Origin of the sequence: Arthrobacter woluwensis, from assembly GCF_030816155.1 — a bacterium.
Lineage (GTDB): Bacteria > Actinomycetota > Actinomycetes > Actinomycetales > Micrococcaceae > Arthrobacter_E > Arthrobacter_E woluwensis_A.
Genome location: NZ_JAUSXR010000001.1, coordinates 3,356,817 through 3,380,240, shown reverse-complemented (window position 1 = coordinate 3,380,240; position 23,424 = coordinate 3,356,817). Strand labels below are relative to the sequence as shown.

Annotated in this window: 18 protein-coding genes; 6 read left to right on the top strand and 12 right to left on the bottom strand. The window is 70.0% G+C overall.

Annotation, left to right across the window (positions count from 1 at the left end; all coding sequences use genetic code 11):
• Positions 1-21: 21 nt before the first annotated feature.
• A complete protein-coding gene (locus QFZ52_RS15515) occupies positions 22-1,305 on the bottom strand; it encodes an ABC transporter substrate-binding protein (RefSeq protein ID WP_307498511.1) in 1,284 nt (427 codons plus the stop codon).
• 139 nt (positions 1,306-1,444) lie between these two features.
• On the opposite strand from QFZ52_RS15515, the gene QFZ52_RS15510 reads away from it, so the two are divergent.
• On the top strand, positions 1,445-2,482 hold the full coding sequence (locus QFZ52_RS15510; protein ID WP_307498510.1) for a LacI family DNA-binding transcriptional regulator: 1,038 nt from the start codon (positions 1,445-1,447) through the stop codon (positions 2,480-2,482).
• Between the two features lie 118 nt (positions 2,483-2,600).
• On the opposite strand, the gene QFZ52_RS15505 is transcribed toward QFZ52_RS15510, so the two are convergent.
• Positions 2,601-3,923, bottom strand: coding sequence for a hypothetical protein (locus QFZ52_RS15505; RefSeq protein ID WP_307498509.1), 1,323 nt, complete (start codon positions 3,921-3,923; stop codon positions 2,601-2,603).
• Between the two features lie 439 nt (positions 3,924-4,362).
• Between QFZ52_RS15505 and QFZ52_RS15500 the strand changes: the two genes are divergently transcribed.
• Positions 4,363-5,586 carry a hypothetical protein gene (locus QFZ52_RS15500; protein ID WP_307498508.1) on the top strand — a complete coding sequence of 408 codons (1,224 nt, stop codon included), beginning with the start codon at positions 4,363-4,365 and terminating at the stop codon, positions 5,584-5,586.
• Between the two features lie 37 nt (positions 5,587-5,623).
• On the opposite strand, the gene kynU is transcribed toward QFZ52_RS15500, so the two are convergent.
• The gene (gene kynU, locus QFZ52_RS15495; RefSeq protein WP_307498507.1) at positions 5,624-6,895 is read right to left on the bottom strand and encodes a kynureninase; all 1,272 of its coding nucleotides are present in this window, start codon (positions 6,893-6,895) and stop codon (positions 5,624-5,626) included.
• Positions 6,896-7,077: 182 nt separating this feature from the next.
• Here kynU and QFZ52_RS15490 point away from each other — a divergent pair, with 182 nt between their 5' ends.
• Positions 7,078-7,605: an Lrp/AsnC family transcriptional regulator gene (locus QFZ52_RS15490; protein WP_307498505.1), complete on the top strand. Its 528-nt coding sequence runs from the start codon at positions 7,078-7,080 to the stop codon at positions 7,603-7,605.
• Positions 7,606-7,695: 90 nt separating this feature from the next.
• On the opposite strand, the gene QFZ52_RS15485 is transcribed toward QFZ52_RS15490, so the two are convergent.
• Positions 7,696-10,911: a GH92 family glycosyl hydrolase gene (locus QFZ52_RS15485; protein ID WP_307498504.1), complete on the bottom strand. Its 3,216-nt coding sequence runs from the start codon at positions 10,909-10,911 to the stop codon at positions 7,696-7,698.
• Positions 10,912-11,108: 197 nt separating this feature from the next.
• Here QFZ52_RS15485 and QFZ52_RS15480 point away from each other — a divergent pair, with 197 nt between their 5' ends.
• Positions 11,109-12,044 (top strand): endo-beta-N-acetylglucosaminidase H, encoded by a 936-nt coding sequence (locus QFZ52_RS15480; protein ID WP_307498503.1) that lies wholly within the window; start codon positions 11,109-11,111, stop codon positions 12,042-12,044.
• 127 nt (positions 12,045-12,171) lie between these two features.
• On the opposite strand, the gene QFZ52_RS15475 is transcribed toward QFZ52_RS15480, so the two are convergent.
• The 4 genes from QFZ52_RS15475 to QFZ52_RS15460 form a co-directional block, all read right to left on the bottom strand.
• Positions 12,172-12,966: a glycerophosphodiester phosphodiesterase gene (locus QFZ52_RS15475; protein WP_307498501.1), complete on the bottom strand. Its 795-nt coding sequence runs from the start codon at positions 12,964-12,966 to the stop codon at positions 12,172-12,174.
• Positions 12,963-13,829, bottom strand: a complete 867-nt coding sequence (locus QFZ52_RS15470; protein WP_307498737.1) for an HAD-IIB family hydrolase — start codon at positions 13,827-13,829, stop codon at positions 12,963-12,965. Before QFZ52_RS15470 ends, QFZ52_RS15475 begins: the two co-directional genes overlap by 4 nt.
• Before the next feature lie 2 nt (positions 13,830-13,831).
• A complete protein-coding gene (locus tag QFZ52_RS15465) occupies positions 13,832-14,362 on the bottom strand; it encodes a YbhB/YbcL family Raf kinase inhibitor-like protein (RefSeq protein WP_307498500.1) in 531 nt (176 codons plus the stop codon).
• Between the two features lie 90 nt (positions 14,363-14,452).
• On the bottom strand, positions 14,453-15,382 hold the full coding sequence (locus tag QFZ52_RS15460; protein ID WP_307498499.1) for a carbohydrate kinase family protein: 930 nt from the start codon (positions 15,380-15,382) through the stop codon (positions 14,453-14,455).
• A gap of 101 nt (positions 15,383-15,483) precedes the next feature.
• Here QFZ52_RS15460 and QFZ52_RS15455 point away from each other — a divergent pair, with 101 nt between their 5' ends.
• Positions 15,484-16,596 carry a GTP pyrophosphokinase gene (locus tag QFZ52_RS15455; RefSeq protein ID WP_307498498.1) on the top strand — a complete coding sequence of 371 codons (1,113 nt, stop codon included), beginning with the start codon at positions 15,484-15,486 and terminating at the stop codon, positions 16,594-16,596.
• A 217-nt stretch (positions 16,597-16,813) separates the two neighbouring features.
• Positions 16,814-18,307 (top strand): GMC family oxidoreductase, encoded by a 1,494-nt coding sequence (locus QFZ52_RS15450; protein ID WP_307498497.1) that lies wholly within the window; start codon positions 16,814-16,816, stop codon positions 18,305-18,307.
• 133 nt (positions 18,308-18,440) lie between these two features.
• Here QFZ52_RS15450 and QFZ52_RS15445 read toward each other — a convergent pair whose 3' ends face one another.
• The 4 genes from QFZ52_RS15445 to QFZ52_RS15430 are packed head-to-tail and all read right to left on the bottom strand — an operon-like array spanning position 18,441 to position 23,417.
• Positions 18,441-20,069: an amidohydrolase gene (locus QFZ52_RS15445; protein ID WP_307498496.1), complete on the bottom strand. Its 1,629-nt coding sequence runs from the start codon at positions 20,067-20,069 to the stop codon at positions 18,441-18,443.
• Between the two features lie 30 nt (positions 20,070-20,099).
• Entirely contained in the window at positions 20,100-20,789 is a 690-nt protein-coding gene (locus QFZ52_RS15440) for an ABC transporter ATP-binding protein (RefSeq protein WP_307498495.1), read from the bottom strand.
• Entirely contained in the window at positions 20,786-22,570 is a 1,785-nt protein-coding gene (locus QFZ52_RS15435) for a branched-chain amino acid ABC transporter ATP-binding protein/permease (protein ID WP_307498493.1), read from the bottom strand. The genes QFZ52_RS15440 and QFZ52_RS15435 overlap by 4 nt, the downstream gene beginning before the upstream one ends.
• The gene (locus QFZ52_RS15430; RefSeq protein ID WP_307498491.1) at positions 22,557-23,417 is read right to left on the bottom strand and encodes a branched-chain amino acid ABC transporter permease; all 861 of its coding nucleotides are present in this window, start codon (positions 23,415-23,417) and stop codon (positions 22,557-22,559) included. The genes QFZ52_RS15435 and QFZ52_RS15430 overlap by 14 nt, the downstream gene beginning before the upstream one ends.
• Positions 23,418-23,424 lie beyond the last annotated feature (7 nt).

The following is a 23,424-nucleotide window of genomic DNA, read 5'->3' as shown; positions in this document are numbered from 1 at the left end:
GCCCACCCGCTCAGGAACGGCTCACTTCTGCTGCTTGAGCAGCTGATTCGCCTTGTCCTGAGCCTTCTGCAGGGCTTCCTTGCCGGAGATGTCGCCCTTCACGGCGAGGGCCACCTGCTGCTTGAAGTAGTCGTCCATGGCGGAGTTCCACTGCACCGGGTTCAGGACCTTGCCTTCCTTGAGGCTGTTGAACGCCAGAACACGGGCCTTGCCGGCCTCGGTGCCGTCGTCCTTGGAGTAGAACGGGTCCTCGGAGGAGCCGGTGGAGGACGGGAAGGTGTTGGTGAGCTTGGCGAACGCGTTCTGGTTCTCCGCGTTGGTCATGAACTTGGCGAACGCCTTGGCGGTGGCCAGGTGCTTGCTCTTGGCGGAGACGGAGAGACCCTGCGGGTAGAGCGGCGGGGTGTCGAGCGCCTTGTTCTCGGTGAACTTGCCCTTCAGGCTGGGGTTGTCCCGCACGAAGTCGAGTGCGCCGGAGGAGCCGGCCGTGGTCCAGGCGACCTTCTGCTGGGTGAACAGCTTGGCGTTGCCCTGGTAGTTGTTGTTGAGGATCGACGGCGGCATGTAGCCGGCCTTGTAGGCGTCGCGGTACTTGTCGATCACCTTGGCGGAGTCGTCCGTGGCGAAGGTGAACTGGGTGCCGTCGTCGTTGATGACCTTCTGGCCGGTGGCCGTGAGGGCGTTCAGGCCGGGCAAGGTGCTGATGAGGAACTTGTCCGGGCACTTGTCGTGCATGGTCTTGGCCTGGGTGAACAGCTCGTCGCGGCTGGAGGGCAGCTTGGCCGGGTCCAGTCCGCACTGGGAGAGCTGGTCCGTGTTCCAGTAGTTCACATCGGTCTGGAGGTACCAGGGGTAGGCGTAGGTGCCGTCGATGCCCGGGAACTTGTACGCGTCGAGCGCGCCCTGGACGTAGTTCTTGGAGAGGTCGTCACCCTGGGAGAGGTCCTGCAGCACGCCCTGCTGGGCCAGCGGGTAGGCGAAGTCGTTCGGGAGGTTCACGACGTCCGGGAGGGAGTTGGAGGCGGCCTGGCTGAGGACCTTCTCCGAGTAGCCGTCACCGGGCTGATCGAGGAGCTTGACCTTGGCCTTCGGGTTGGCCTTCTCGAAGTCCGCGATCACCTTGTTCAGGTAGTCGCTGAACTTGGGGGTCAGGGACCAGGTCTGGAGCGTGATCTCGCCTTCGATGGCATCGCTCTGCTGGTCGGAGCCCTGGCTTCCGCCCGAACAGGCCGTCATGCCGAGGGCGGCGGAGAGCAGGAGGGCGGCTCCCGCCATGAGTTTCTTCGTGGTCTTCTTCTGGTGCATCGTGCGACTCCTTTGTAGCAAGGCTGGGGGGTCCCTGGCGCGTCCACTGTGTCGCACGTCTCCCCGTCACTGAAGTGAAGCCAGACTTCCAAACTAAACCGATATAGTCAAGACCCCTCGACGGCGTATGATCCTTGCTATGAACCACCCGAAGCGCGCCACGATCAGCGAAATCGCCGCGCGTGCGGGCGTCTCGAAAGGCGCCGTCTCCTTCGCCCTCAACGGGCGGCCCGGCGTCAGCGAGGAGACCCGCATGCGCGTCCAGGCCATCGCGGACGAGCTGAACTGGAAACCCAACCGAGCCGCCCGCGCGCTCGGCCAGTCCCAGGCCGGCGCCATCGGCTTCGTGCTGAACCGCTCGGCCCGGATCCTGGGAACGGAGACGTTCTTCCCGCAATTGCTGTCCGGGATGCAGCTCGGCCTCACCGGCAGCCACACCGCCCTCCACATGATGGTGGTGGGCAGCGTCGAGGAGGAGCTGGAGGCTTACCGGGAGTGGTGGCAGTCCCGGATCGTGGACGGCGTGATCATGGTGGATCCCCGCGTGGACGACCCCCGGCTCGAGGTCCTGGAACACCTCGGGCTGCCCGCGGTCCAGGTCGCGGGACACCCTTCCCAGACGGCGGCCATCCCGGCGGTCTGGGCCGACGACCGCGCCGCAACGGACACCCTGGTCCGGTACCTGCACGGACTGGGTCACCGCCGGATCGCCTACGTGGCCGGGCCCGAGGAGCTGGAGCACACCCAGCTCCGGCGCCAGGAGTTCTCCGCGAGCGCCGAGGCGCTGGGACTCGACGCCTCCCAGAGCGTGATCAGCGGTTATGAGGCCGACGACGCCGCCCGGGTCACCCGGGAGCTGCTGGCACGGTCCGCGCGGCCCACCGCCGTCATGTACGACACGGACGTCATGGCGATGGCCAGCCTCCGTGCCGCCCAGGGGCTCGGGCTCCGAGTGCCGGACGAACTCTCGATCGTCTCCTTCGAGGATTCACTGTTGGTGCAGCTCGGCAATCCGCCCATCACGTCGCTGACCCGCGACACCGTGGCCTTCGGGACCCTCGCCGTCAAGACGCTGCTGGAGCACATCGCCGCCGAGACCCCGGTGCCCAGCATCGAGGGAGCTCAGCCGCGCCTGAGCATCCGCGAAAGCTCGGGGCCCGCGCCGGCGTCGTCGTAGGGCGGGTCGGGGGTGCGGCGCTGAACTCGCTATCGAGGGCGCGGAACCCGGCTGAACTCGCTACGCAGGGGCCGACTTCGCTGTCGCGGGTAGCGAGCTCGAACCGTCCCTAGCGAGTTCAGCGGACCGTCACGGGCTCCACGGCGGGGCGGAAGCGCACCCACGCGCGAGTGGTCAGCAGCGCGAACAGCACCCGGACCGCCAGGAGCAGCGCCCAGAACTGCACCGCGTCGCCGGCCGTCTGCTGCAGGAGGACCAACCCAGCTGAGGCGACGAGACCGTACGAGACGAAGAGTCCCACCAGCCCGGCTTTCGGACCGGCCGTCATCTTCAGTGCGCCGTAGAGGACGCCCGCGAAGGGTTCCACGAGAAACTGCGCCACGATCAGGAGTGACAGGGTCCAGCTCCCCGCGACGGGCCGGCCCAGCAGGCCGACGGCGACGATCACCAAGCAGATCGGGACCACGATGGCCCATGTCGAGATGGCGAGCACGCCGAGGGAGGCGGCCTTCCCGTCGTCTGCCGGGACGAGCCCCGAGATCCGCATCCGCCCGTACGTCAGTCCCACCTGCTTCAGGGGAACCACCACCATGCGGGCGACGCCGACCGCGAGCGCGATCTCGGCGCCCGTCTGCACCGAGATCGACGTCGCGATCATCTGGACCAGGAGGAAGACCGTCATGAACACGGCGCCGTCGATCGCACCGGCCAGGCGTTCGACGATCCGTCCGGCGGAGAAGTCGAAGCGCAGGTCCCAGGGAACGACTCCGAATTTCCGGGACAGTCGCGTCAGCCGGATCAGGAGGACGGCCACGCTGATGACGGACTGGGACAGCCCGAACGCCATCAATGCCGTGGACGGTGATCCGGAGAACTGGAAACAGAGCGCTGCAGCACCGACCGAACTCAGCCCCACGGCCGCGGAGGAGAAGAGGTTCTCGCGGCTCCGATCCACGAACTGGTAGGCGCCGTTCATCACCGCGAAGTAGGGGGTGACCAGCAGGGACAGTGACTGTGAGAAAAAGTAGCTCCAGACGATCCAGGCATGCTCCTCCGGGATGCTGCGGGAGTAGATGAGGATGAAGACCGCTGACAGCAGGAGGCTGAACACCGCGAACGAATTGGCGATGCGCCAATTGGCCTGCACAGCACTCGACTGAGCCACACGGGCCGCCTCAGGATCGCCGGATGCCGCCGTCGTGGACTGCTTCCGAGCTCGCACCAGATCCCGCACGGTGCAGATGGAGACCCCTACGGTCGCCACGAAGGCGAGCCCCGTGAGGGACGACGTGAGCCCCAGCAGTGCGGTGGCCGACGGAGTGCCGGACATGCGGCTGATCGTGAGCACCACCAGGCTCGTCAGCTGGGGAACCAGACCCGACAGGATCAAGGGAAAGGCCCGGACAAGGACGGCGCTGGAGGTTCGGAACAGGGAGTTCATCGGCGTGCGACTCCCCCAGCCATGCGGTTCCGCCGCCTTTCCGATCATCGCCGTCGAGCGGAGCCGCGTGCAGGGCCCGCCCCGGTCCGGAATGCCTCGCCGTCCGTGACGGGTTTTCCCCGGGTTGACTGCAGTCAAACATGGTGCGGTGAGGCTGTCCAGGGTGTGGACCACGACGGCGGCGGGCACCCCGGCGGGGTCGAAGTGGCACCGGGGCCGCCCTCACCCCCCTGCTGAGTCCGCTATGGATGGTGTGAGTCCGCTACATCGTGTAGCGGACTCACACCATCCATAGCGGACTCAGCGAGCCAGACCACCCCCGACGAATCCCGACAGGTCTTGGAAGGGCCCCAGGCCGGAGAGACGACGCGGTAGTTTGGGGGTGTGCCGCGTCGTGCGGGCCGGCACGGTCCACCTCACTCACGCTCCGGGAGGCACGATGTCCAGGCACCAGGAGGCGCTGCCGACGCGCGCTCTCGTCGCGGCGGACGCCGTGCTCGCCGTGCTGCGCGCGGGCATCGCAGGGTGCGCGGTGGCGCTGGGCCTCCTGCTTCTCGCAATGCTCGTCGCGAGCCTGACCGTGCGGGGTTCGGGGATGGATTCGCGAGCCCTGGGCGTCGTGGCCGTGAGCTCGATCGGGATCGCGGCGCTCATCCTCCTGTACGGGGTCGCACTGGTCCCGGAACGCCTGGCCAAGGGCCGCTTCTATGCCGGGCTGGGCCCGAGGGACTCCGGCTTCCCGGGTGCCCTGTCGGTCCGGGGACAGGTCTCGGATCCGTACCTCCCCGCCGTGTGGAGCGCCGTCGGGCTGGGCTCCGTAGCCGTGCTGGGACTGATCCCGTGCCTCGTCCTCGCAGCGGGTGAGGCCGAACGCCTCGACGACCCGGACCACCGCGACGCCTTCACCGGCTGGGCGGTCGCGTCCGGGGTGCTGCTCGCCGTCGTCGCGCTGTGCACCGTGGCGTGCTTCGTGCTCGTGGCGCGGAACCGGCGCTGGGCTCGGGAGATGGCGCCGTCTCTGCCGAAGAGTGCCCTGGGAGATCGCGGACCTGCGGTCCGCATCACCACGAAAGAACAGCGCCGGCGGGCGCGCCGGGCCTGGACCGCGCACGACTGGTTCCAGCAGGCGGGTGGCTCGCTGACGGTGATCGGGGCGGTGCTCGTGTTCGCGGGCGTGTACCTGCACCAGCCCGGGCTGTACGCGGACAAGATCAGTTTTGAGGAGCCTGTCGAGCAGGTGATCGGCGGGATCGCCCTGGCAGGCGGGCTGATCGTCGCCGTGGGATTGGTGCTGAGTGCCGTCACGAGCGGCGTCGACCTGGCCCGGGCGTTCGGGGCGATCCGCACCGCGGCACCGGAGAGCGCGAATCCGCGGCAGCGGCGGATCGCCCGCACGGCCACCGCCCAAGTGCTCGACGCCGGTGACGCCGCGCTGCGTCTCTGGACCGTCGGGGCGGTGCTGGCCGGAGGCTGGGTGCTGGGCGGCGGTGAGCTGACCGGGACGGCGATCCTGGCGGTGCTGTGGGCTGCCCTCGGCGGCGTGCTGGTGTGGGTGCGGGCGGTCCTCGAGGCCAAGGCTCCGGGACTGCGCAATCGCCTGGGATATCAGCTCCCCTCCGAGCCGGACGACAGCGAATACCCGAACCTCACGGTGTACGGCTAGGGCCTGCGGCGGGCGACTGGTCCCGGGGGCCGGGCCCTCAGGTCACCGCGTCCTTCAGCTGGAACTCCGCAGACCTCCACAGTTCCTCGTCCAGGACCCGGCGCAAGACCTCCACCGCGTCCCAGATGTCTACGTGGCGCAGGTACAGCGGGGTGATCCCGAAGCGCAGCACCTCGGGCTCGCGGTAGTCCCCCACCACCCCCAGGGAGATCAGGGCCTTCATGACGGCGTAGCCTTCGGGGTGCCGGAACGAGACGTGGCTTCCGCGCCGCTCCTCCTCCCGTGGGGTGATGAGGGTCAGCGGATGCCCCGGAAGCCGCTGTTCCACCAGGTCGATGAAGAGCGACGTGAGCGCCAGCGACTTCCGGCGCAGTTCCTCCTGGTCGACCCGGAGCGCCAGGTCGACGCCGACCTCCATGGTCGCCAGGGACAGGATCGGCTGGGTGCCCACCAGGAATCGGTCGATGCCGGCGGCCGGTGCGTACTCCGGAGCCATACTGAACGGCTCGGCATGCCCCCACCAGCCCGTCAACGGCGACTCGGCCCGGGCCAGGTGACGCGCGGCGACCCAGAGGAACGCGGGAGAACCGGGCCCTCCGTTGAGGTACTTGTAGGTGCAGCCGACCGCGAAGTCGGCACCGGACTCCGCCACGGAGAGCGGGACGGCGCCCACCGAATGGCACAGATTCCAGACCGCGAGCGCGCCCGCGTCGTGGATGCGCGCCGTCGTCGCCCGCATGTCCCAGAGCGCGCCGCTCCGGTAGTTGACTTGCGTGAGGAGCACGACGGCGACGTCGGCTCCCAGCGCACCGTCCAGGTCTTCCGGCCCGTCGATCAGCCGCAGCTCGTAGCCCTTGTCCAGGACGTCGATGAGGCCCGAGACGATGTAGAGGTCCGTGGGGAAGTTCTCCCGCTCGGAGACGATGACCCGCCGCCCGGGAGCGTCCTCCGCTTGCAGCCTCAGCGCCGCGCCGAGCACCTTGTAGAGGTTCACCGAGGTGGTGTCCGTGGCGACGCAGCCGCCGTCCCCGCCGCCGATCAGAAGTCCGATCTTCTCCCCGATCCGGGAAGGAAGCCCGAACCAGTGGTTCTTGTTCCAGCTGCCGATGAGATCGGTGCCCCATTCGTCCCTCAGCACGGCGGAACAGCGTTCGGCGGCACCCCGGGGCAGGACGCCCAGCGAGTTGCCGTCGAGATAGATCAACCTTTCGGGCAGGTCGAACTCGTCGCGGAAGGACGCCAGAGGGTCCGCGCGGTCCGCCCGCTCACAGTCGTCCCGGGTGATCCCGCCGATCCATGCATGCCCCACTGCCACTCCATTCCTGGTGAGAATCCTGGTGCGAACCACCTGTGCCGTGAGTCGCAGATTCGTCCTGTACGCATCAAGTCTCGCAATCCTCCGGGATCACTTCTAGAATTCCGGACAGAATTCAGATTTGCTTCCATGGGGCGTTTCACCGTCGAATCCCTGCTCTGATGAAAGGCGGTTCCGTGAACCGAATTCAGCTCTCCGCGGCGGACCGCAGGATCCTCACCGAACTCAGCCGAGACGGGCGACTGTCCAACAAGGAGCTCTCCGCCCGGGTGGGACTTCCGCGGTCCACGTGCCACGGCCGTGTGCGGGCTCTCGAAGAGGCGGGGGTCATCCGCGGCTACCACGCGGACATCGACCCGGAGGCGGTCGGAACCAGCGTCGAGGCGATGATCTTCGTCAGTGTGCACAGCACGGTCCGCAACCGCCTGCCCGTCGTCGCAAACCGCCTCCGATCAATTCCCGGAGTTCAGCGCATCTATTTGATCGGCGGAGACCACGATTTCGTGCTCCACATCGCCTGTGAGAGCGTGCCGGCCCTCCGCGACTTCATCAAGCTCCATCTCGGGTCCGATCCGGACCTCGGCCGGACGGAGACCCAGATCATCTTCGAGCAGCACCCGGGGACTTCCACGGTTCCGGAACTCGCGGGACCCACGGGCTCGACAGGACGCCCGGAACGCCCTGGCGGGCCGGGCCTCCGCTGAGTCCGCTGTCGGAGGCGTGAGTCCGCTACATCCTGTAGCGGACTCACGCCCTGGGCAGCGGATTCGGCGGGTTCTCCGTGCCTAGACCCCCTACGCCAGCACCTCCAGCTGCACGAGCCGCAGCGGACTCAGCGCCGTGAAGCGCACGGCGTTGAAGAGTGCGGCGCGGCCGGCGCCGTCGTCGTGCGGGCGGAAGGGGCGAAGCTGCCCGGACCGCTGGAAGAACTCGTCCTCGCGGTGATCCAGGAGGTGCCATTCGCCCGCGACGTCGAGGGCCTCCAGCCGCCACGAGGCCTCCTGCGGCTGGTCGAGGGTCACCGTGTAGAGCCCGGGCAGCTTGGTTGCGGCCGTGAGTGGGACGAACACCGTCTCCCCGGCGGCAAGGTCCACCGGCCGGCCGCCACGGTCGTCCGTAACGGTTCCCTCGGCCACGGCGAGGAGGTCCCGCCACGGCTGGTCCGGCAGCACCAGACCGGGCACCGCGGCGCCGAGGATCTCGTGGGGCGCCTCGCCACTCAGTGACCACGGCCGGGAGTCCGCCGCCCAGCCGCGCGGCACGTCGGAGAGCACGAACTCGAGATGACCCCCGCCCGCCAGCAGGCTCCGCGGGATGTCGATCCGCTCCCACGGCTGCCCGTTGAAACGGACCGATTCGATGTACGGCTTCCCGGCGCCCTCCGCTGTGATGACCAGCTCCGCGCCGCCCAGCGGTCGAAGCACCGCCCTCGGCGCGAGCGGTGGCGTCAGGATGAGCCGTCCGGATCCCGGCACGAGTGGGTACAGCCCCAGGCTCGCCAGGAGGTGCCAGCCGGACATCTCGCCGTTGTCCTCGTCGCCCGGGAAGCCCTGGCCGATCTCGGAGCCGCTGAAGAGCCGGTCCCGCGCGGCGGTGACGACGCGGTGCGCAGCGTCGTGCCGGCCGGTGAAGCAGTACATGTACGGGATGTGATGCGCTGGCTGATTGGACAGCCCCAGCATGCCCATCCGGACGTCGCGGGCCTCGGTCTGCTCGTGGATCACGAAGCCATAAGAGCCGCACAGCTCCTCCGCGGCCGTCTCCGGACGGGCGAAGAAGGCGTCCAGCGCGACGCTCAGCCCGTCCTCACCGCCGTGCAGGGCCGCGAGACCGGCCCCGTCGTGCGGTGCGGTGAACGCCGTGCCCCAGCCGTTCGTCTCGGTGTAGTCGTAACCCCACACATCGGGGTCGTAGGCGGCCGCGGTGACGCGCCACGCGCCGTCGGGCGTCCTGCCGAGGAAGAAGCCGAGCTCGCGGTGGAACACGTTCCGGTATCCCAGCGCGCGGCGTGCGAAGTACTCGGCCTCCGTCTGCAGCCGGTCGCGACGCGGCCCGACCTCCTCCTGCTCCGCGAGCCACCCGGCGAGGACGGCGGCGCCCCAGTCGTTGATGGCGTTGTCGAGTGTCCAGGAGAGGCCCTCGTGGACGTCCGTGGAGATGAACCCGCGGAACCGGCCGTCGCTCAGCCCCTTCCGCCCGACCTCCGGCCGGGGCGCGGGAACCGTGGCGTTGACCAGGGCGGATTCGTAGGCGGCCGCCACGTCCCAGCCGGTCACGCCGGAGGCCACGAGGTCCGCGAAGACGGTGTCCGTCGTGGTCCCGGTCATCGAGTCCACCGGGCCCGGCGCGCTCCACCGGCTTGTCCACCCGGAGTCCCGGAAGTGCTGCACGAAGCTGTCCGCCAGAAGTGCCGCCCGGTCCGGCGAGAGCAGCCCGAGCAGCGGCCAGCACGTCCGATAGGTATCCCAGAAGCCGTTGTTCGCGCCGAAGACGCCGGGCCGCACCTGACCGTCGACGGGGCTCCGGTAGAGCCGCCGTCCGTCGGCGGTCTGCTCGTCGTGCCGGTTCGGGTACAGGAACAGGCGGTACAGGTCCGAGAACAGGGCGCGCTCCTGCTCCGCCGAGACGCCCTCCACCGTGAGAACGCCCAGCGACTCCCGCCAGGCGGCCTCCGCCGCGGCGAGCATCGCATCGTAGTCGCCGGCGGCGCGCAGATTCTCCGCCGCCTGCTCGGCACTCACGGTCGAGATGCCCACCAGGACCTCGACGACGGCGCCCTCCCCCGCGAGCCGCACGTGCCCACCCAGCCGGCCTCCGGCGCCGTGGGCGTCCACCGCCTTCTCGACACCCGACGCCGCGGTCCCCGTGAGGAACGCCGAGGAACCTGCCGGGAAGCGGACGTGGACGTGGTGCGGGAGGCGGCCGGGGCCGTCGTCGAGGGTCAGCTCCAGCACGGAGGCGCCCTCCCCCTGGCGGAACACGACGTCCCGCGCGCTGCCGAGGTGGTCCACGATGAGCGAGCGGACGGGGGTGTCCGCGGCGAAGCGGAGGCCCAGCGCGAACTCGCCGGCGGTCATGGCGGCGCGCAGGCCGTTGTCGAAGGTGACCCGGTATTCGTGGGCCCGGGGTTCCTCCGCGCCATGGCTGAAGGTCAGGGCCCGCGCCCGGCGGTCCGGGTCGGGATCCGCGTCGAGGCTCGGCATGATTTCGAAGACGCCGCGGTCGCCGATCCACGGGCTCGGCAGGTGGGACGTCGCGAACGCCTGGAGTGCCGGGCGGTTCTCAGGCAGAAGATTGTGGGCGTGGTAGGCGTAGGGCCAGTTCCCGGCGGAGGCGTCCGTCATGGGCAGGCCGAAGACGCCGCCGTGCGGAAGGCCCACCAGCGGCGCGGTGTTGCCGCGGGAGAAGCGGTCACTCGAATGGCTGCCGCGCGTGGTGAGGACGCGGTCCAGAATCTCACCGCCCGGCTCGTCACGGGTCCGGAGACGCAGGCCGTCCAGCCAGACCGTGCTGGTCTCGGGCGCGAGGAGCCGGAACAGGACCCGTCGGATGCGGCGGCCCGCGAACGCGTCGAGGGGCACCACCTGGCGGTTCCACTGGTCCACCGCGTGGCGCAGGGACGCCCCCTGAGCGCATGGCAGCATCGGGGTTCCCGCGCTGTCCGGGGCCAGGACCGCAGAGAGGGTGCCGCCGTCGTCGAATTCCAGATCCAGGGCGAAGGCCGTGGCGGTCCAGCGCGTGGCGAAGGTGGGCCCGGCTTCCGGGAACCAGTCGTAGACGAGCTCGTCACCCTCCCGGACGACGTGACCGGCGAGCGATCCGGCGTCGATTTCGCGGGGCGGGACCGATTCCGACCCCGCCTGCTCCGGAGCCTCCCGGTTGCGGCGCGGCTGGCCGGATCCGGGCAGCTCCTGCCCGTGGAGCGCGCGCGCAGCGGGCGACTCGAGCCCGACGCCGGGCAGGGAGTTATATGTGCGTTCCGGGCCCGCGGGGGCCGAAGGGGAGACCATGCCCAGATGCTATCGAGGCCGTGGCTAAACCGCTATATCCCGGGGTTTAGTAGGGCCGACCTCTTGACTATAACGGTTTAGTCATCAAGAGTTTCTCCCACTGGGGTTCCCGGCCGACGTCGACCGGGACCAGTGATGCAAGACCCTTCATCCCTCACGGATCACCCTTCCTACCGGATCGACCTAAGGACTTGTCCATGACGACACCCAGCAACACCCCCCAGCACTCCCCCTTCCCCCGCCGCGCACTGCTGCGCGGCCTGGGCGGGGCCGCGCTCCTCGGAGCCGCCGGGCTCGGCGGCGCGACGGCGGCCGGCGCGGCCACCGGAGCCACCACGGCGGGCCGGATCAAGAGCGTGGCCTACATCGAGGTCAACAGCAACAGCATCAGCAACGTCGGCCGCTACACCCTGGCCGGCTCCGGAGCCAATGCCTTCGACCTGGCCGTGATCTTCGCCGCCAACATCAACTACGACGGAACCAACGCCGTCTTCTACTGCAACCCGCAGGTCCAGGCGGTGCTCGACAACGCGGCCACCACCATCCGGCCGCTCCAGCAGAAGGGCATCAAGGTCATCCTGTCCGTGCTCGGCAACCACCAGGGCGCCGGCTTCGCCAACTTCCCGGACGAAGCCGCGGCGGACCGGTTCGCGGCGAGCCTCGCGGACACCGTCACGCGCTACGGCCTGGACGGCATCGACTTCGACGACGAGTGGGCCGAGTACGGCAAGAACGGCACCTCCCAGCCGAACGACTGGTCCTTCGTGTACCTGGTGAAGTCCCTCCGGAATCGCCTGCCGGGCAAGCTCATCACCTTCTACAACATCGGCCCCGCCGCGGATCATCTGTCCTACGGCGGCCTCCGCGTGGGTGACATGGTGGATTACGCCTGGAACCCGTACTACGGCAGCTACGACGCCCCGGTCATCGACGGCATGGGCCCCTCGAAGCTCGGCGCCGCGGCGGTGGACCTCAACAACACGTCCACGAGCACCATGAAGTCCTTCGCCCAGCGCACCAAGACCGACGGGTACGGGGTGTACGTCACCTACGACCTCAGGGCCGGGAACTACTCCTCGGTGATCTCCTCCTTCACCCGGGAGCTCTACGGCAGCGCCGCGGTCTACTCCTGAGCCACCCCTCCCAGGAGTGTGACCCCACCCCTCATCGACTGCTCCACAGGATGTCATTCGAGGCCCCGAAAGGGCTCAGACGCGACATCTGTGGAGCAGTCGATGGTGGGGGCGAAGGGGCAATGCGTCAGAAGCGTTCGTCCACCAGGCGCAGCGCGAGGTCCGGGCGGTCGGTCACGATCCCGTCGACGCCGAGGTCCAGGAGGCGGCGCATGTCCGCCTCCTCGTTCACGGTCCAGACGTGCACCTGCTTGCCCAGCGCATGGGCACGGTCCACGAAGTCCTGGGTGACCACGGGAACCTTGCCGAAGTTCTCCGGGACCTGGAAGGCGTCCACGTCGGCCACCAGGGACGCAGCGATCTTCTCCGGCAGGAAGCGGCCCAGCACGAACGCGGCCGTCGTCGCCTGCCCCGCAGAGCCGGCGACAGGCCAGGCCACGCGGCTCGTGACGGCCTTGCGGCTGCCGTCGGAGAAGGAGGCCACCAGGACGCGGTCCTGCAGGTTCTTCTCCTCGATGAGCGCGGCGAGCGGCTGGGCCGCGGCGGCGTCCTTCACGTCGATGTTGAACCGCGCCTGGGGCAGGAGGTCCACCACATCGGCCAACCGTGCCACCGGCACCCTGCCGCGGACCTTGGCCTGGCGGATCTCCTCCCAGCTCAGACGCTCGACGGCGCCGGTCCGGTCCGTGATCCGGTCCAGGATGGGGTCATGGAAGCAGATGATTTCGCCGTCGGCGGTCAGGCGGACATCCGTCTCGAGATGCGCGACGCCGAGCTCCTGGGCGGCGCGGAAGGATTCGAGGGTGTTCTCCAGCCCCTCGAGCCGCACCCCGTCCAGCGCGCCACGGCAGTAGCCCCGGTGCGCGAGGACCAGGGGTTTGCCCGCCCCGCGAGGATTCGCGAAGTATTCCTTGGTGGTCATGCTTCTCCTCCCATGAATGCCGTGATCGGCATATCTCCCGAGGCGCCGGCCGTCCGGACTCGGATCCCACCCAGCTTCGACTCGATGACCTGCGCCACGCCGTCGTCCGCCAGGGACGGCGCCCGGAAGGACGTGGAGGCGAGCGCCTCGGGGTGGCCGCCGGTCATGGCGTAGCCCTCGCCGGCCCAGGCGAGCATCTGGACATCATTGGGCATGTCACCGAACGCGACGACCTCGGAGGCGTCGATCCCGAGGGACGCCGCATAGCGTTCCAGGGTGTGGGCCTTCGTGATGCCGGGCGCGGAGATCTCCAGGAGACAGAAGCGCGGATCCGAGTGGGTCACGTGGGCCAGCGGCCCCACGGCCTCGACCACGAGCGCGTGGAACTCCTCGGCGCTCAGCACGGGCGAGACGGCCAGGAACTTCACCACCCGGTCCTCCGCGCCGAGGCTCTCCTCCAGCGGCGCGAACTCCAGCTCCGCCAGGCGGGACCCGGCGTGCGCCCGGTGGAAGCCTTCCTCCACCCGCAGACCCGTCACGCACTCGGCCGCGAAGCCCGCTTCGGGATGCAGTTCCTGGATGATCCCGCGAAGCCGCAGCACCTGCTCCCGCAGGAGGGCGTCGGCGCTGACGAGCTCGCCACCGGCCATGTCCCAGACCACCGCGCCGTTGGAGCAGATGACCGTTCCGTCATGACCGAGCTGTTCGGCCAGTGGCCCCAGCCAGCGCGGCGGGCGGCCGGTCACGAAGACCACCTGGACCCCCGCTTCCCGCGCCGCCGCGAAGGCGTTCCGGGTGCGCGTGCTGATGACGCCGTCGTGCCCCATGATGGTGCCGTCGACGTCGCTGGCCACCAGCCGCATGGTCACGGGCGTTCGTAACCGGCCACGAGGGTGGCGCGGCCGATCGAGTGACTGAAGAGGTTGAAGCCGAGCAGGCCCGGGGAGGCGTCCAGCGGCACGTCCAGGACGGGTACGTCGACCGCGTGCACCACCACGAAGTAGCGGTGCGGTCCGTGGCCCTGGGGCGGAGCCGCGCCGACGTAGCCCGCGAATCCTGCGTCATTCCGCAGCTGAATGGCGCCCTCGGGCAGCAACGCACCGTCCGGCGATCCCGCTCCGGACGGGAGGCTCGTGACCTCAGCCGGGATGTTCAGCACGGCCCAGTGCCAGAAACCGCTGGCCGTCGGAGCGTCCGGATCGAAGACGGTGACGGCGTAGCTGCGGGTTCCCGCGGGCGCGCCTTCCCAGCTGAGCTGCGGCGAGACATCCTCGCCGCCGGCCCCGAACACCCCACTCACCTGGGGCTGCGCGAACACCGCCCCGTTCTCCACATCGGTGCTGGTCACCTGGAACGCCGCGACGGCGGGAAGGGCTGCATAGGGATCGAAGGACATGGTCCGGCTCCTTTGTCAGTGTGTGGTCACCAGCCTACGACAGGCCTGCCCGTCGGAGACCCGGAAGCCTGACCCTTCACGCTCACGGACTCAGCGCCCGGCGAGCTCCTCCCGGCCCGGAGGGTTGGCGCCCGCGCGGGACACGGTGATGGCCGCGGCGCGGGCCGCGTACGCCAGGAAGGAGCGCAGTTCCTCGACGCTCACGCGGCGCAGGCGCTCACGGTTCAGCGCGCCGTCGTACCCGGCATCCACCACCCCGGACAGCAGGGCCGCCATGAAGGAGTCACCCGCCCCGACCGTGTCGGCGACGGTGACGCGCGGCGCCGGGACCTCGGTCTCGCCGGACGCGGCGACCCCCCACGGGCCGTCGGCGCCGCGCGTCACCACGACGAAAGCCGGGCCGTTCTCACCACCCAGACCCAGCCAGCGGCGGGCCGACTCCTTGACGTCCACACCGGGGTAGAGCCACTCGAGGTCCTCGTCGGACGCCTTGACCACATCTGCCAGCTGCACGAACCGTTCCACCTGCTCGCGGACGGCGTCCGCGTCGGTGGTCAGGCTCGGCCGGCAGTTGGGGTCGAAGCTGATGGTCACGTTCGGATGGGCGAACTCTACGGCGGCCAGCACGTCCGCGGCGCCGGGCGCGAGGACGGTGGCGATGGAACCCGTGTGAAGGAGGGTGCTGCCCTGCAGGACGACCGGAAGCCGTTCGGCGAGGCCGGGGAGCTCCCAGACGAGGTCGAACTCGTAGGTGGCCGCGCCGTCGTCGTCGAGGGTGGCCTTGGCGACGCTGGACGGCAGCGCGTCCGGCGGCAGCGGCACCATGACGGAGGAGTCCCGCAGGTGCACGGCGATGGCGTCACCGAACTCGTCCTGCCCGTAGCGTCCGAGGAACTGGACCGGGTGATCCAGGCGTGCGAGGCCGACGGCCACGTTGAGGGGGCTGCCGCCCACATGCGCCGAGGTTCCGGACTTGCTGTGGACCACGTCCACGAGGGCTTCGCCAATGACTGTGAGCATGGGCCTCATCGTAACTAACACGTGCTATGCGCTGGAAGTGCCCGGCCGTCCCGGGCCGCTGCATGACGTGGGCGGCGCCCGGCGCCTAGTACGCTGGCGGCATGGCAAGCAATTGGGATCGTCTGGACGATGACCAGCGCGCGCTGGTCGCCGAGCACGTGGAGCTGTACCGCAAGGTGCGCCCATCCCTGAAACTCGTCACCCAGAACGTCCTGCTGACCCTGCGCGGCATCCTGAAGGCCTCCGAGGTGACGCCGCTGTTCGTCACAGGCCGCACCAAGACCGTCGAATCGTTCCAGGAGAAGATCTCCCGCCTGGAAGCGCCCCTGGAACCGGGCGGCCAGCCGGTGCTCAAGTTCCCGGACCCCTTCCGCACCCTCAACGACATGGTCGGCATCCGCGTGATCACCAAGCTCCCGGCGGAGAACGCCACGGTCGCCAACGTCATCAAGAAGCAGCGACAGCTCTTCGACTGCCGCGGCGACCGCGAGAAGGACATCGGGTCCATCGAGTCCGGCACCTACGGCTACTCCAGCCGTCACCTCATCCTGCGCACCATCCAGAACGAGGTGGTCCGGGAATACCAGAAGCTCTTCAACCCGGACATCCCGCCGAACGGCAGCTACTTCTTCGAATGCCAGATCCGCACGGTGTTTGCGCACGCCTGGAGCGAGATCGAGCACGACATCCGCTTCAAGGCGGACGACCCGCGCGCCTGGACCCCGCAGTTCGACCGTCAGTTCACCGCGACGGCGGCCATGCTGGAGACCGTGGAGGGCGCCTTCGCGGACCTCCAGGAGAGCTACCAGGAAGTCCGGAGCTACTGGGACGAGGACGGCAACGGGTCCATCCCGCTCACCCCGGACCAGGTCCGGCGCGTCTGGCAGACCCTCCTCCCCCATGTGGACCGCAAGGTCGACGACGACTGGGGCTGGGCCGCGGAACTGCTGGCCGCGCACGGGCTGACGCGCACCATCGAGATGGCGGAGCTCCTGACTGCCGAACGGATCCGCCTCGTCCGCGACGCCCTGGACCACCGCTACTCCCCAGGTCCCGACCGGCTCCTGGACGACCTCCTGCTCTGGAAGTACGGCCAGGAACACGTCGAGCTGACGGGCGAGGCTCCCGACGTCACCCCGCACCCGCGCCGCGATTCGCTGGGCCGACGGCTCAAGCAGATCGAGCGCTACCGGACCGTGCACCCCGAGGTCTGAGCCCCGCGCGGCCCGCCTCCTGGCCGCCGTCCTTCCCGGATCGTTCGCGCCCCGCACGGTGCTGTGCACGGACCGTCAAAGCCGCCGCCTCCGTCCCCGGAACAGAATGGGAGCACGCCGCGTGGCGGCATGGAAGCGACTCAAGGAGGCCGATGATGTCCCAGTCCCAACCCACCCGTGCCCACCGGGCCCCCGGCCCCTCGCGGGAGGGGCTGAGATGAGCAGCGCGATCGTCGTGGGCGGCGGCTCGGCAGGCGCCGTCGTCGCTCGCAGACTGCACGACGCCGGTGTCGTCACCACCCTGCTGGAGGCCGGCGGAGAGGACCTCAACCCGGCGATCCACGACCCTTCCCGCGCCGGGGAACTCTGGCACGGCCCCGAGGACTGGGACCGGCACACGGTGCCGCAGGAGCACGCGGCCGGTCGCCGGCTGCACCTCCCGCGGGGCAAGGTGCTGGGCGGTTCGCACGCCCTGAACGCCATGATCTGGGTGCGCTGCGCGCCGAGCGACTACGACGGCTGGGAAGCCGCGGGCTGCCCCGGCTGGGGATGGGACGCGGTCCGGCCGGTCTACGAGGCGATCGAGAACGATCTGCTGCCCGTCACCGACGACTACCCCCTCACCCCCATCCAGGAGAGCATCGTCGCCGCCTACGGCGAGGAGGGCGTGCCCCGGAATCCGGACTACAACGCCGGGCCCCTCGACGGCGCGTCGCAGGAGCAGATCACCGCACGGGACGGCCGCCGGGTCAACACCTGGATGGCATACCTCAAGCCGGTGCGCGACGCCGTCGACATCCGCACGGGAGCCCACGTCCACTCGGTCATCCTCGAGGACGGGCGGGCGGTGGGCGTGAGGTACAGGGACGCCGACGGCGAGCACGAACTGCGCGCCGACACGGTGGTCCTCGCGGCCGGCGCCCTCGAGTCCCCCGCCATCCTGCTCCGGTCCGGCATCGGTCCGGCGGAGGAACTGGACGCGCTGGGCATCGACGTCGCGGTGGATTCCCCGCACGTTGGCCGCAACCTCCACGACCACCTGCTCTCGCCGGTCATCTTCACGACGACGGCCCGCGCCGTCGAGCCACCGCAGCCGGGCGTCTCGGTCACCCAGACCCACGCCTTCTGGCGGAGCCTGCCGGACCTGCCGGAGCCGGACACGCAGCCCATCCACTTCTCCGTGCCGATGTTCTCGGAAGAGCTCCCTGCCACGGCCGAGCACGGGTTCTCCCTCATGGCCGGCATCGTCCGCCCCCGCAGCCGGGGCACCCTGCGCCTCACGGGGGCGGACCTCGATGACCCGCTGGACATCGATCTCGGCGCCTTGCAGGACCCGGAGGATGTGCGGTCCCTGGCAGCCTCGGTCCGGCAGATGCGGAGGGTCGGCCGGCAGGCGGCCCTCGCCAACGAGTGGGGCGCCGTCGAGCTGTATCCGGGCCCGGAAGTCGCCGATGAGGAGGTGGAGGACTACGTGCGCCGCACCGCCGTCACCTACCACCACCAGGTGGGGACGTGCCGGATGGGGTCGGACGCCGAGGCCGTGGTGGACGCCCGGCTCCGGGTGCGCGGCGTGAGCGGCCTGCGGGTCATCGACGCCTCGGTCATGCCGACCATCACCACCGGGAACACCAACGCGCCGGCCGTCATGATCGGCGAGCGCGGCGCGGCCCTGCTGCTGGAGGAGCTCCGGGAAGCGCAGCGGGAAGGCTGAGACGACAGCGCGACAGGAAGGGCCGGGGATCCGCGATCCCCGGCCCTTCCCTCGTCCGGCCCGGCCGGCGCGCCGCCTGAAGGTCAGCGCACAAGGCACCTCAAGTGCGCTGGCCTTCTCAGTGCACCTGGTCTCAGTACACGCGGCGCCCGGCGAACCAGGTCTCCTGGACCTGCGTGTCGATGATCCGTTCCGGGTCACCCACCACGAAGTCCGCGTCGAGGATGACGAAATCCGCGGACTTCCCCGCTTCGAGCGAGCCCGTCTCGTCCCCCAGGCCCATCGCGCGGGCCGCGTTGACGGTGAACACCTCGAGCGCCTCCTCCGGCCCGATCGCCTGCTCCGGCCACAGCACTCCCGGGGCGCGTCCGAGCGGATCGGCACGGGTCACGAGGCCCTGGATGCCTTCCAAGGGGTTGGGCGACTCACTGACCGGCCAGTCCGAGCCACCCGCCACGAGGGCGCCCGTGTCCAGCAGGGTCCGGTTGGGCTGGGAGTGCTCGGCGCGTTCCCCGAGGACCTCCGACAGGGCCATCGGGATGACCCCCGGGAACCACAGGAACGGCGAGATGTCCGCGGAAACCCCCAGGGCCGCGAGGCGCGGCATGTCGGAGGCGGCGAGGAACTGGCCGTGGGCGATCTGCAGGGGCAGATCGATTCCCTCGGCGCGGAGCCGCTCGGCGGCGTCCAGCACGAGCCGGGCGGAGCCGTCCCCCGTGCAGTGGATCTTCGCGCCGAGGCCCCGGCCCGCGACGTCGCGCAGCCAGCCGTGCAGCTCATCCGCCGTCATGGTGGTGGAACCGTGGAAGTGCGCGCCATGGGCGGCATCCGGCACGTAGGGCTCCAGGAACGAGGCCGTACGGGCCGGCGGGACGCCGTCCAGGAAGATCTTCACGAAGTCGGGACGGTGGTGCCCGGTGCGGAACTCCTCACCCCGCTCGATCAGCTCCACCCCCACCGGGTCGAATCCGAAGATCGGGTCGTTGATCAGGAGGGAACTCACCGCCCACGCGGTGAGCTCCCCGGCACGGTCCAGGTCCGCGAGGGCCTCGAGGATCTGCAGGGAGGCGCCGGCATCCTGGAACGCGGTGACGCCGTACGAGTTCAGCAGCTCGACGCCGCGGCGGGAGGCCGCCCGGTGCTGTTCCGCGCTCAGTCCGCCGGCGCCGTCGTACGCCTCCTGCACCGGGATCCCGGCGGCCTCCAGCAGCACGCCGCTGGGGGTGCCGTCCACCGGGTCGAGCAGCGTCTCGCCCTCCGCGGGGATGGTCTCCGGGGTGATCCCGGCGAGTTCGAGTGCGCGGCTGCTGGCCCAGCGGTTGTGCCGGGAGTCCTCCGCGAGCATCACGGGACGGCCGCCGGCGGCCTCGTCAAGGCGGCGCCGGGTGGCGGTGGTCGCGAGCGAGGTGAGCAGCGTCGAGGCGATCACGCCGCCGACGATCCACGCGTCCTCAGGCAGTCCGGCCGCCTTCTCGCGGACTCGGTCGAGGATCTCCTCGAGCCCGAGCGAGGGCTCCAGGACCAGCTCGAACAGTTCTGCGCGCCCCGCGAGCGCGTGGTGGTTGTGCACATCGACGAAACCGGGGTAGACCACTGAGCTCCCCAGCTCCCGCACCTCCGCGCCGGGTCCGGCGGCGGCCAGCACTTCCTCGGGCGTGCCGACGGCGGCGATCCGTCCGTCCCGGACGGCGAGCCCCCCGGCGAGCGGCCGGGAGCGGTCCGCGGTCCGGATGGTCCCGAGCAGGACGAGATCTGCGGTCATGAGGAGCCTCCAGAGGTGAGGTGGGGTGGGTCAGCCGAGGTACGCACGGTGCAGCACCTCCGGTTCGTTCTTGAGGCGGGCGGCGGGCCCGCTGTAGCTGACGGCCCCGCCCGCGACGACGACGGCCTGTTCCGCGAGCCCCAGGGCCAGCTCAGTGAACTGTTCCACGAGCACCACGCCGACACCGGTCTCGGCGATCTTCGCCACGATCGGGAAGAGCCGGGTGAACACCACGGGGGCAAGGCCGAGGGACATCTCGTCGATGAGCAGGAAGGACGGCTTCGCTGCGAAGGCCCGCGCGAGCACCACCATCTGCTGCTCGCCACCGGAGAGGAGACCGCTCGGGGAGTCGATCCGTTTCTCCAGCTCGGGGAAGTTCTCGAGCGCCTCCGCGAGGGCCTGCGGGGTGCGGGCCGTCAGGGAGAGGTTCTCCCGCACGGTGAGCGAGGGGAACACCGCCCGGCCCTGCTCGATGTGCACGATCCCCTGGCGCGCCCGTTGCACCCGGGAGAGCTTGTCGATCCGCCGGCCTCCGAGACTGATGGACCCGGCGGAGTTCGCGACCACGCCGGAGATGGATTCGATCAGGCTCGTCTTCCCGGCTCCGTTCGGGCCCACCAGGGCCAGAACCTCGCCAGCTGTCACGGTGAAACTGACCCCGGAGATCACGGGGCCGGCGCCGCGGCTGACCGCGACGCCGTCGAGGGTGAGAGTGGTCATGCGATCATCTCCGTCGTGCCGAGATAAGCGGCGAGCACGGCGGGGTCCGCCATGACCTCGGCCTGCCGGCCGGAGGCGATGACCTTGCCGAAGTCCAGCACCGTGAGCCAAGGACAGACGGAACGGACCAGGTCCAGGTCGTGCTCGATGATGATGAGGGCCACGCCGAACCGTTCCGGGATGGCCTTGAGGCGCTCAGCCAGGGCCAGGTGCTCCTCGTGGGAGAGGCCGGCGGCGGGTTCGTCCAGGATCAGGACCCGCGGCCGGGCGAGCACCGCGGCCGCGACTTCGACGATACGCCGCGTGCCGACGTCGACGCCGGAGAGCCGCTCCGTGGCCGGCGGGCAGCCGAAGAACGCGAGCGTCCCGTCGATGTCCTCCCGGCTGAGCCGCGTTCTGGCCACGAACCGCAGATACGCTTCGACCGTGAGCTCGGGCGGCACCCGGTCCTGCTGGTAGCTGCGCCGCAGGCCACGCCGCGCCCGTTCGGTGGGCGTCAGTCCCGCCAGATCGGCGCCGTCCAGGAGCACCGTGCCGCCGTGCCGGGGCAGGAAGCCGCTGAGGGCGTCCACGAAGGTCGACTTGCCCGCGCCGTTCGGCCCGATCAGCCCCATGATGCCCTTGTCCGGCAGGCTGAAGGACACCCCGTCCAGCGCCTTCAGCTCACCGAACCGCACGCTCAGGCCTTCCACCACGAGGACGGGTTCGCGGGCATCCTGTCCGCCGTCGTCCTGGAGCACGGGGGCCGGCGCGGCGGGCGCCGCCTCCTCCTCAGGACCGGCGGCGGCGAGCTGTGGCACGGCATGCTCCGGTACCGCCCGACGACGGCGCCGCACGGCGCCGCGGATGGCGTCACCGAGGGTGGAACCGCTGGTCAGCGCCTGGACGCCGAGCAGGCCGAAGATCACGAAACCCCAGTCCTGCGGGACGCCCCATCGTTTGAGCAGCTCCGGGACCGCCACCCACATGATCCCTCCGAAGATCGCCATGTCGATGAGGTGCGCTCCGGACATGACCGCCAGGATGTACAGGGCCAGGGACAGCAGGGGTGTGAAGCTCGAGGCGAAGGGCAGCTGCACCTGACCGGCCAGGAGCCCGCCCGAAACGCCTCCGAGGGCCGCGCTCACCGCGAACGCCGTCAGCTTCGCCGTGCGGACGCTCTGGCCCGCGGACGCCGTGCCACGCTCGGAGAACGCCACGGACTTCCAGCTCGAACCGATCCGGCTGCGCTGCAGGAAGAAAACGCCGAGAGCGCAGAGGGTCAGCACGATCACGCTGAAGAAGAAGTACTTCCGGTCCGTGGCGAAGAGTTCGGGCCGCGCCACGGCCACGCCGTCCGCGGACCCCGGGAACTGCAGCTGCACCAGCGTCACGTCCGCGGCCGCGGCGAAGCCCAGAGTCACGACCGCGAGGTTCACACCGCGCAGACGCAGCGCCGGGAGCCCGACCAGGACACCGGCCACACCCGCGGCGAGCCCTCCGGCCAGGAGCCAGACGGTGAAACCGCCGGGCGCGTTGATCAGGTTCAGTCCCGCGACCACCCACGCGCCGATCGCGGCGAAGGTCATCTGGCACAGCGCGATCATGCCGGCCGAGCCGGTGACCACGCCCAGACCGAGGATCGCGATCGCCGCGGTGATCGCGGAGACGCCCAGGAACACGAAGTACCCGGACAGGGCGGTGCTGAGCAGCGAGCCGAGGCCGATCGCCACCGCGGCGACCAGCACGGGCCAGCCCAGGCGGAACCAGGGCCGGGAGGAGAACGTTTCAGCGCGCCGCATCCCACACCTCCTTGCGCTGCGTCCACAGCAGCAGAATCACGATGAGCAGGAACGGCAGGAAGTTGCGAATGAAGGCCACCCCGTCGATCTGGGCGACCAGGCCGGAGAGCATCCCCAGCACCAGACCGCCCACCACCGCGAGGCTCAGCCGCCGGAAACCGCCCAGGAGAGCGGCCGCGGCGGCCGGCACGATCAGCATCGCGAGGCTGGTCGCGTCGTTCGCCTGGGAGGGCGCCACCAGGATGATCGCGAAGGAGCTCACGACGCCGGTGACGAACCAGACCGCGATCGACAGGGGCCGGGAGCGGATGCCCAGGAGCTCCGCCGTCGTCGGCCGCTCGCTGAGCGCCCGCAGCCGCGTCCCCACGCTCGTGTGCTTGAGGAGCCAGTGCACCGCGGCAGCGACGGCGACCGCCATGACGACCATGACCACGGCCACCCAGCTGATGGCGACCCCGCCGACCACGAGCGCCGGCCCGGGCACCAGGGGCGCGAAGGGCTGGGGCTTGTTGCCGAAGAGGATGAACGACAGGGAGACCAGGAGCAGGAGCGGGCCGACCGTCATGGCGGACCGGTTCGTCGTGCTCGCCTCGGAGAGCCAGGTGGCGGCGATCCAGCCGATCGCCGCGGCCAGCAGACCGCCGATCAGCACCCCGATCACCGACCCCAGCCACACCGGCAGCCCGCCACGGGTGACGAGCCACACCGCGCAGAATCCGCCGAACATCCCGGTGGCCGTCTGGGCGAAGTTCACCACCCGGACCAGCCGGGACATGAGGGTCAGGCAGACCCCCAGCACCGCGTAGAGTCCTCCGGCGGCGAGGCCGGAAAGTGCGCCTTCAAGCATGCGGGGA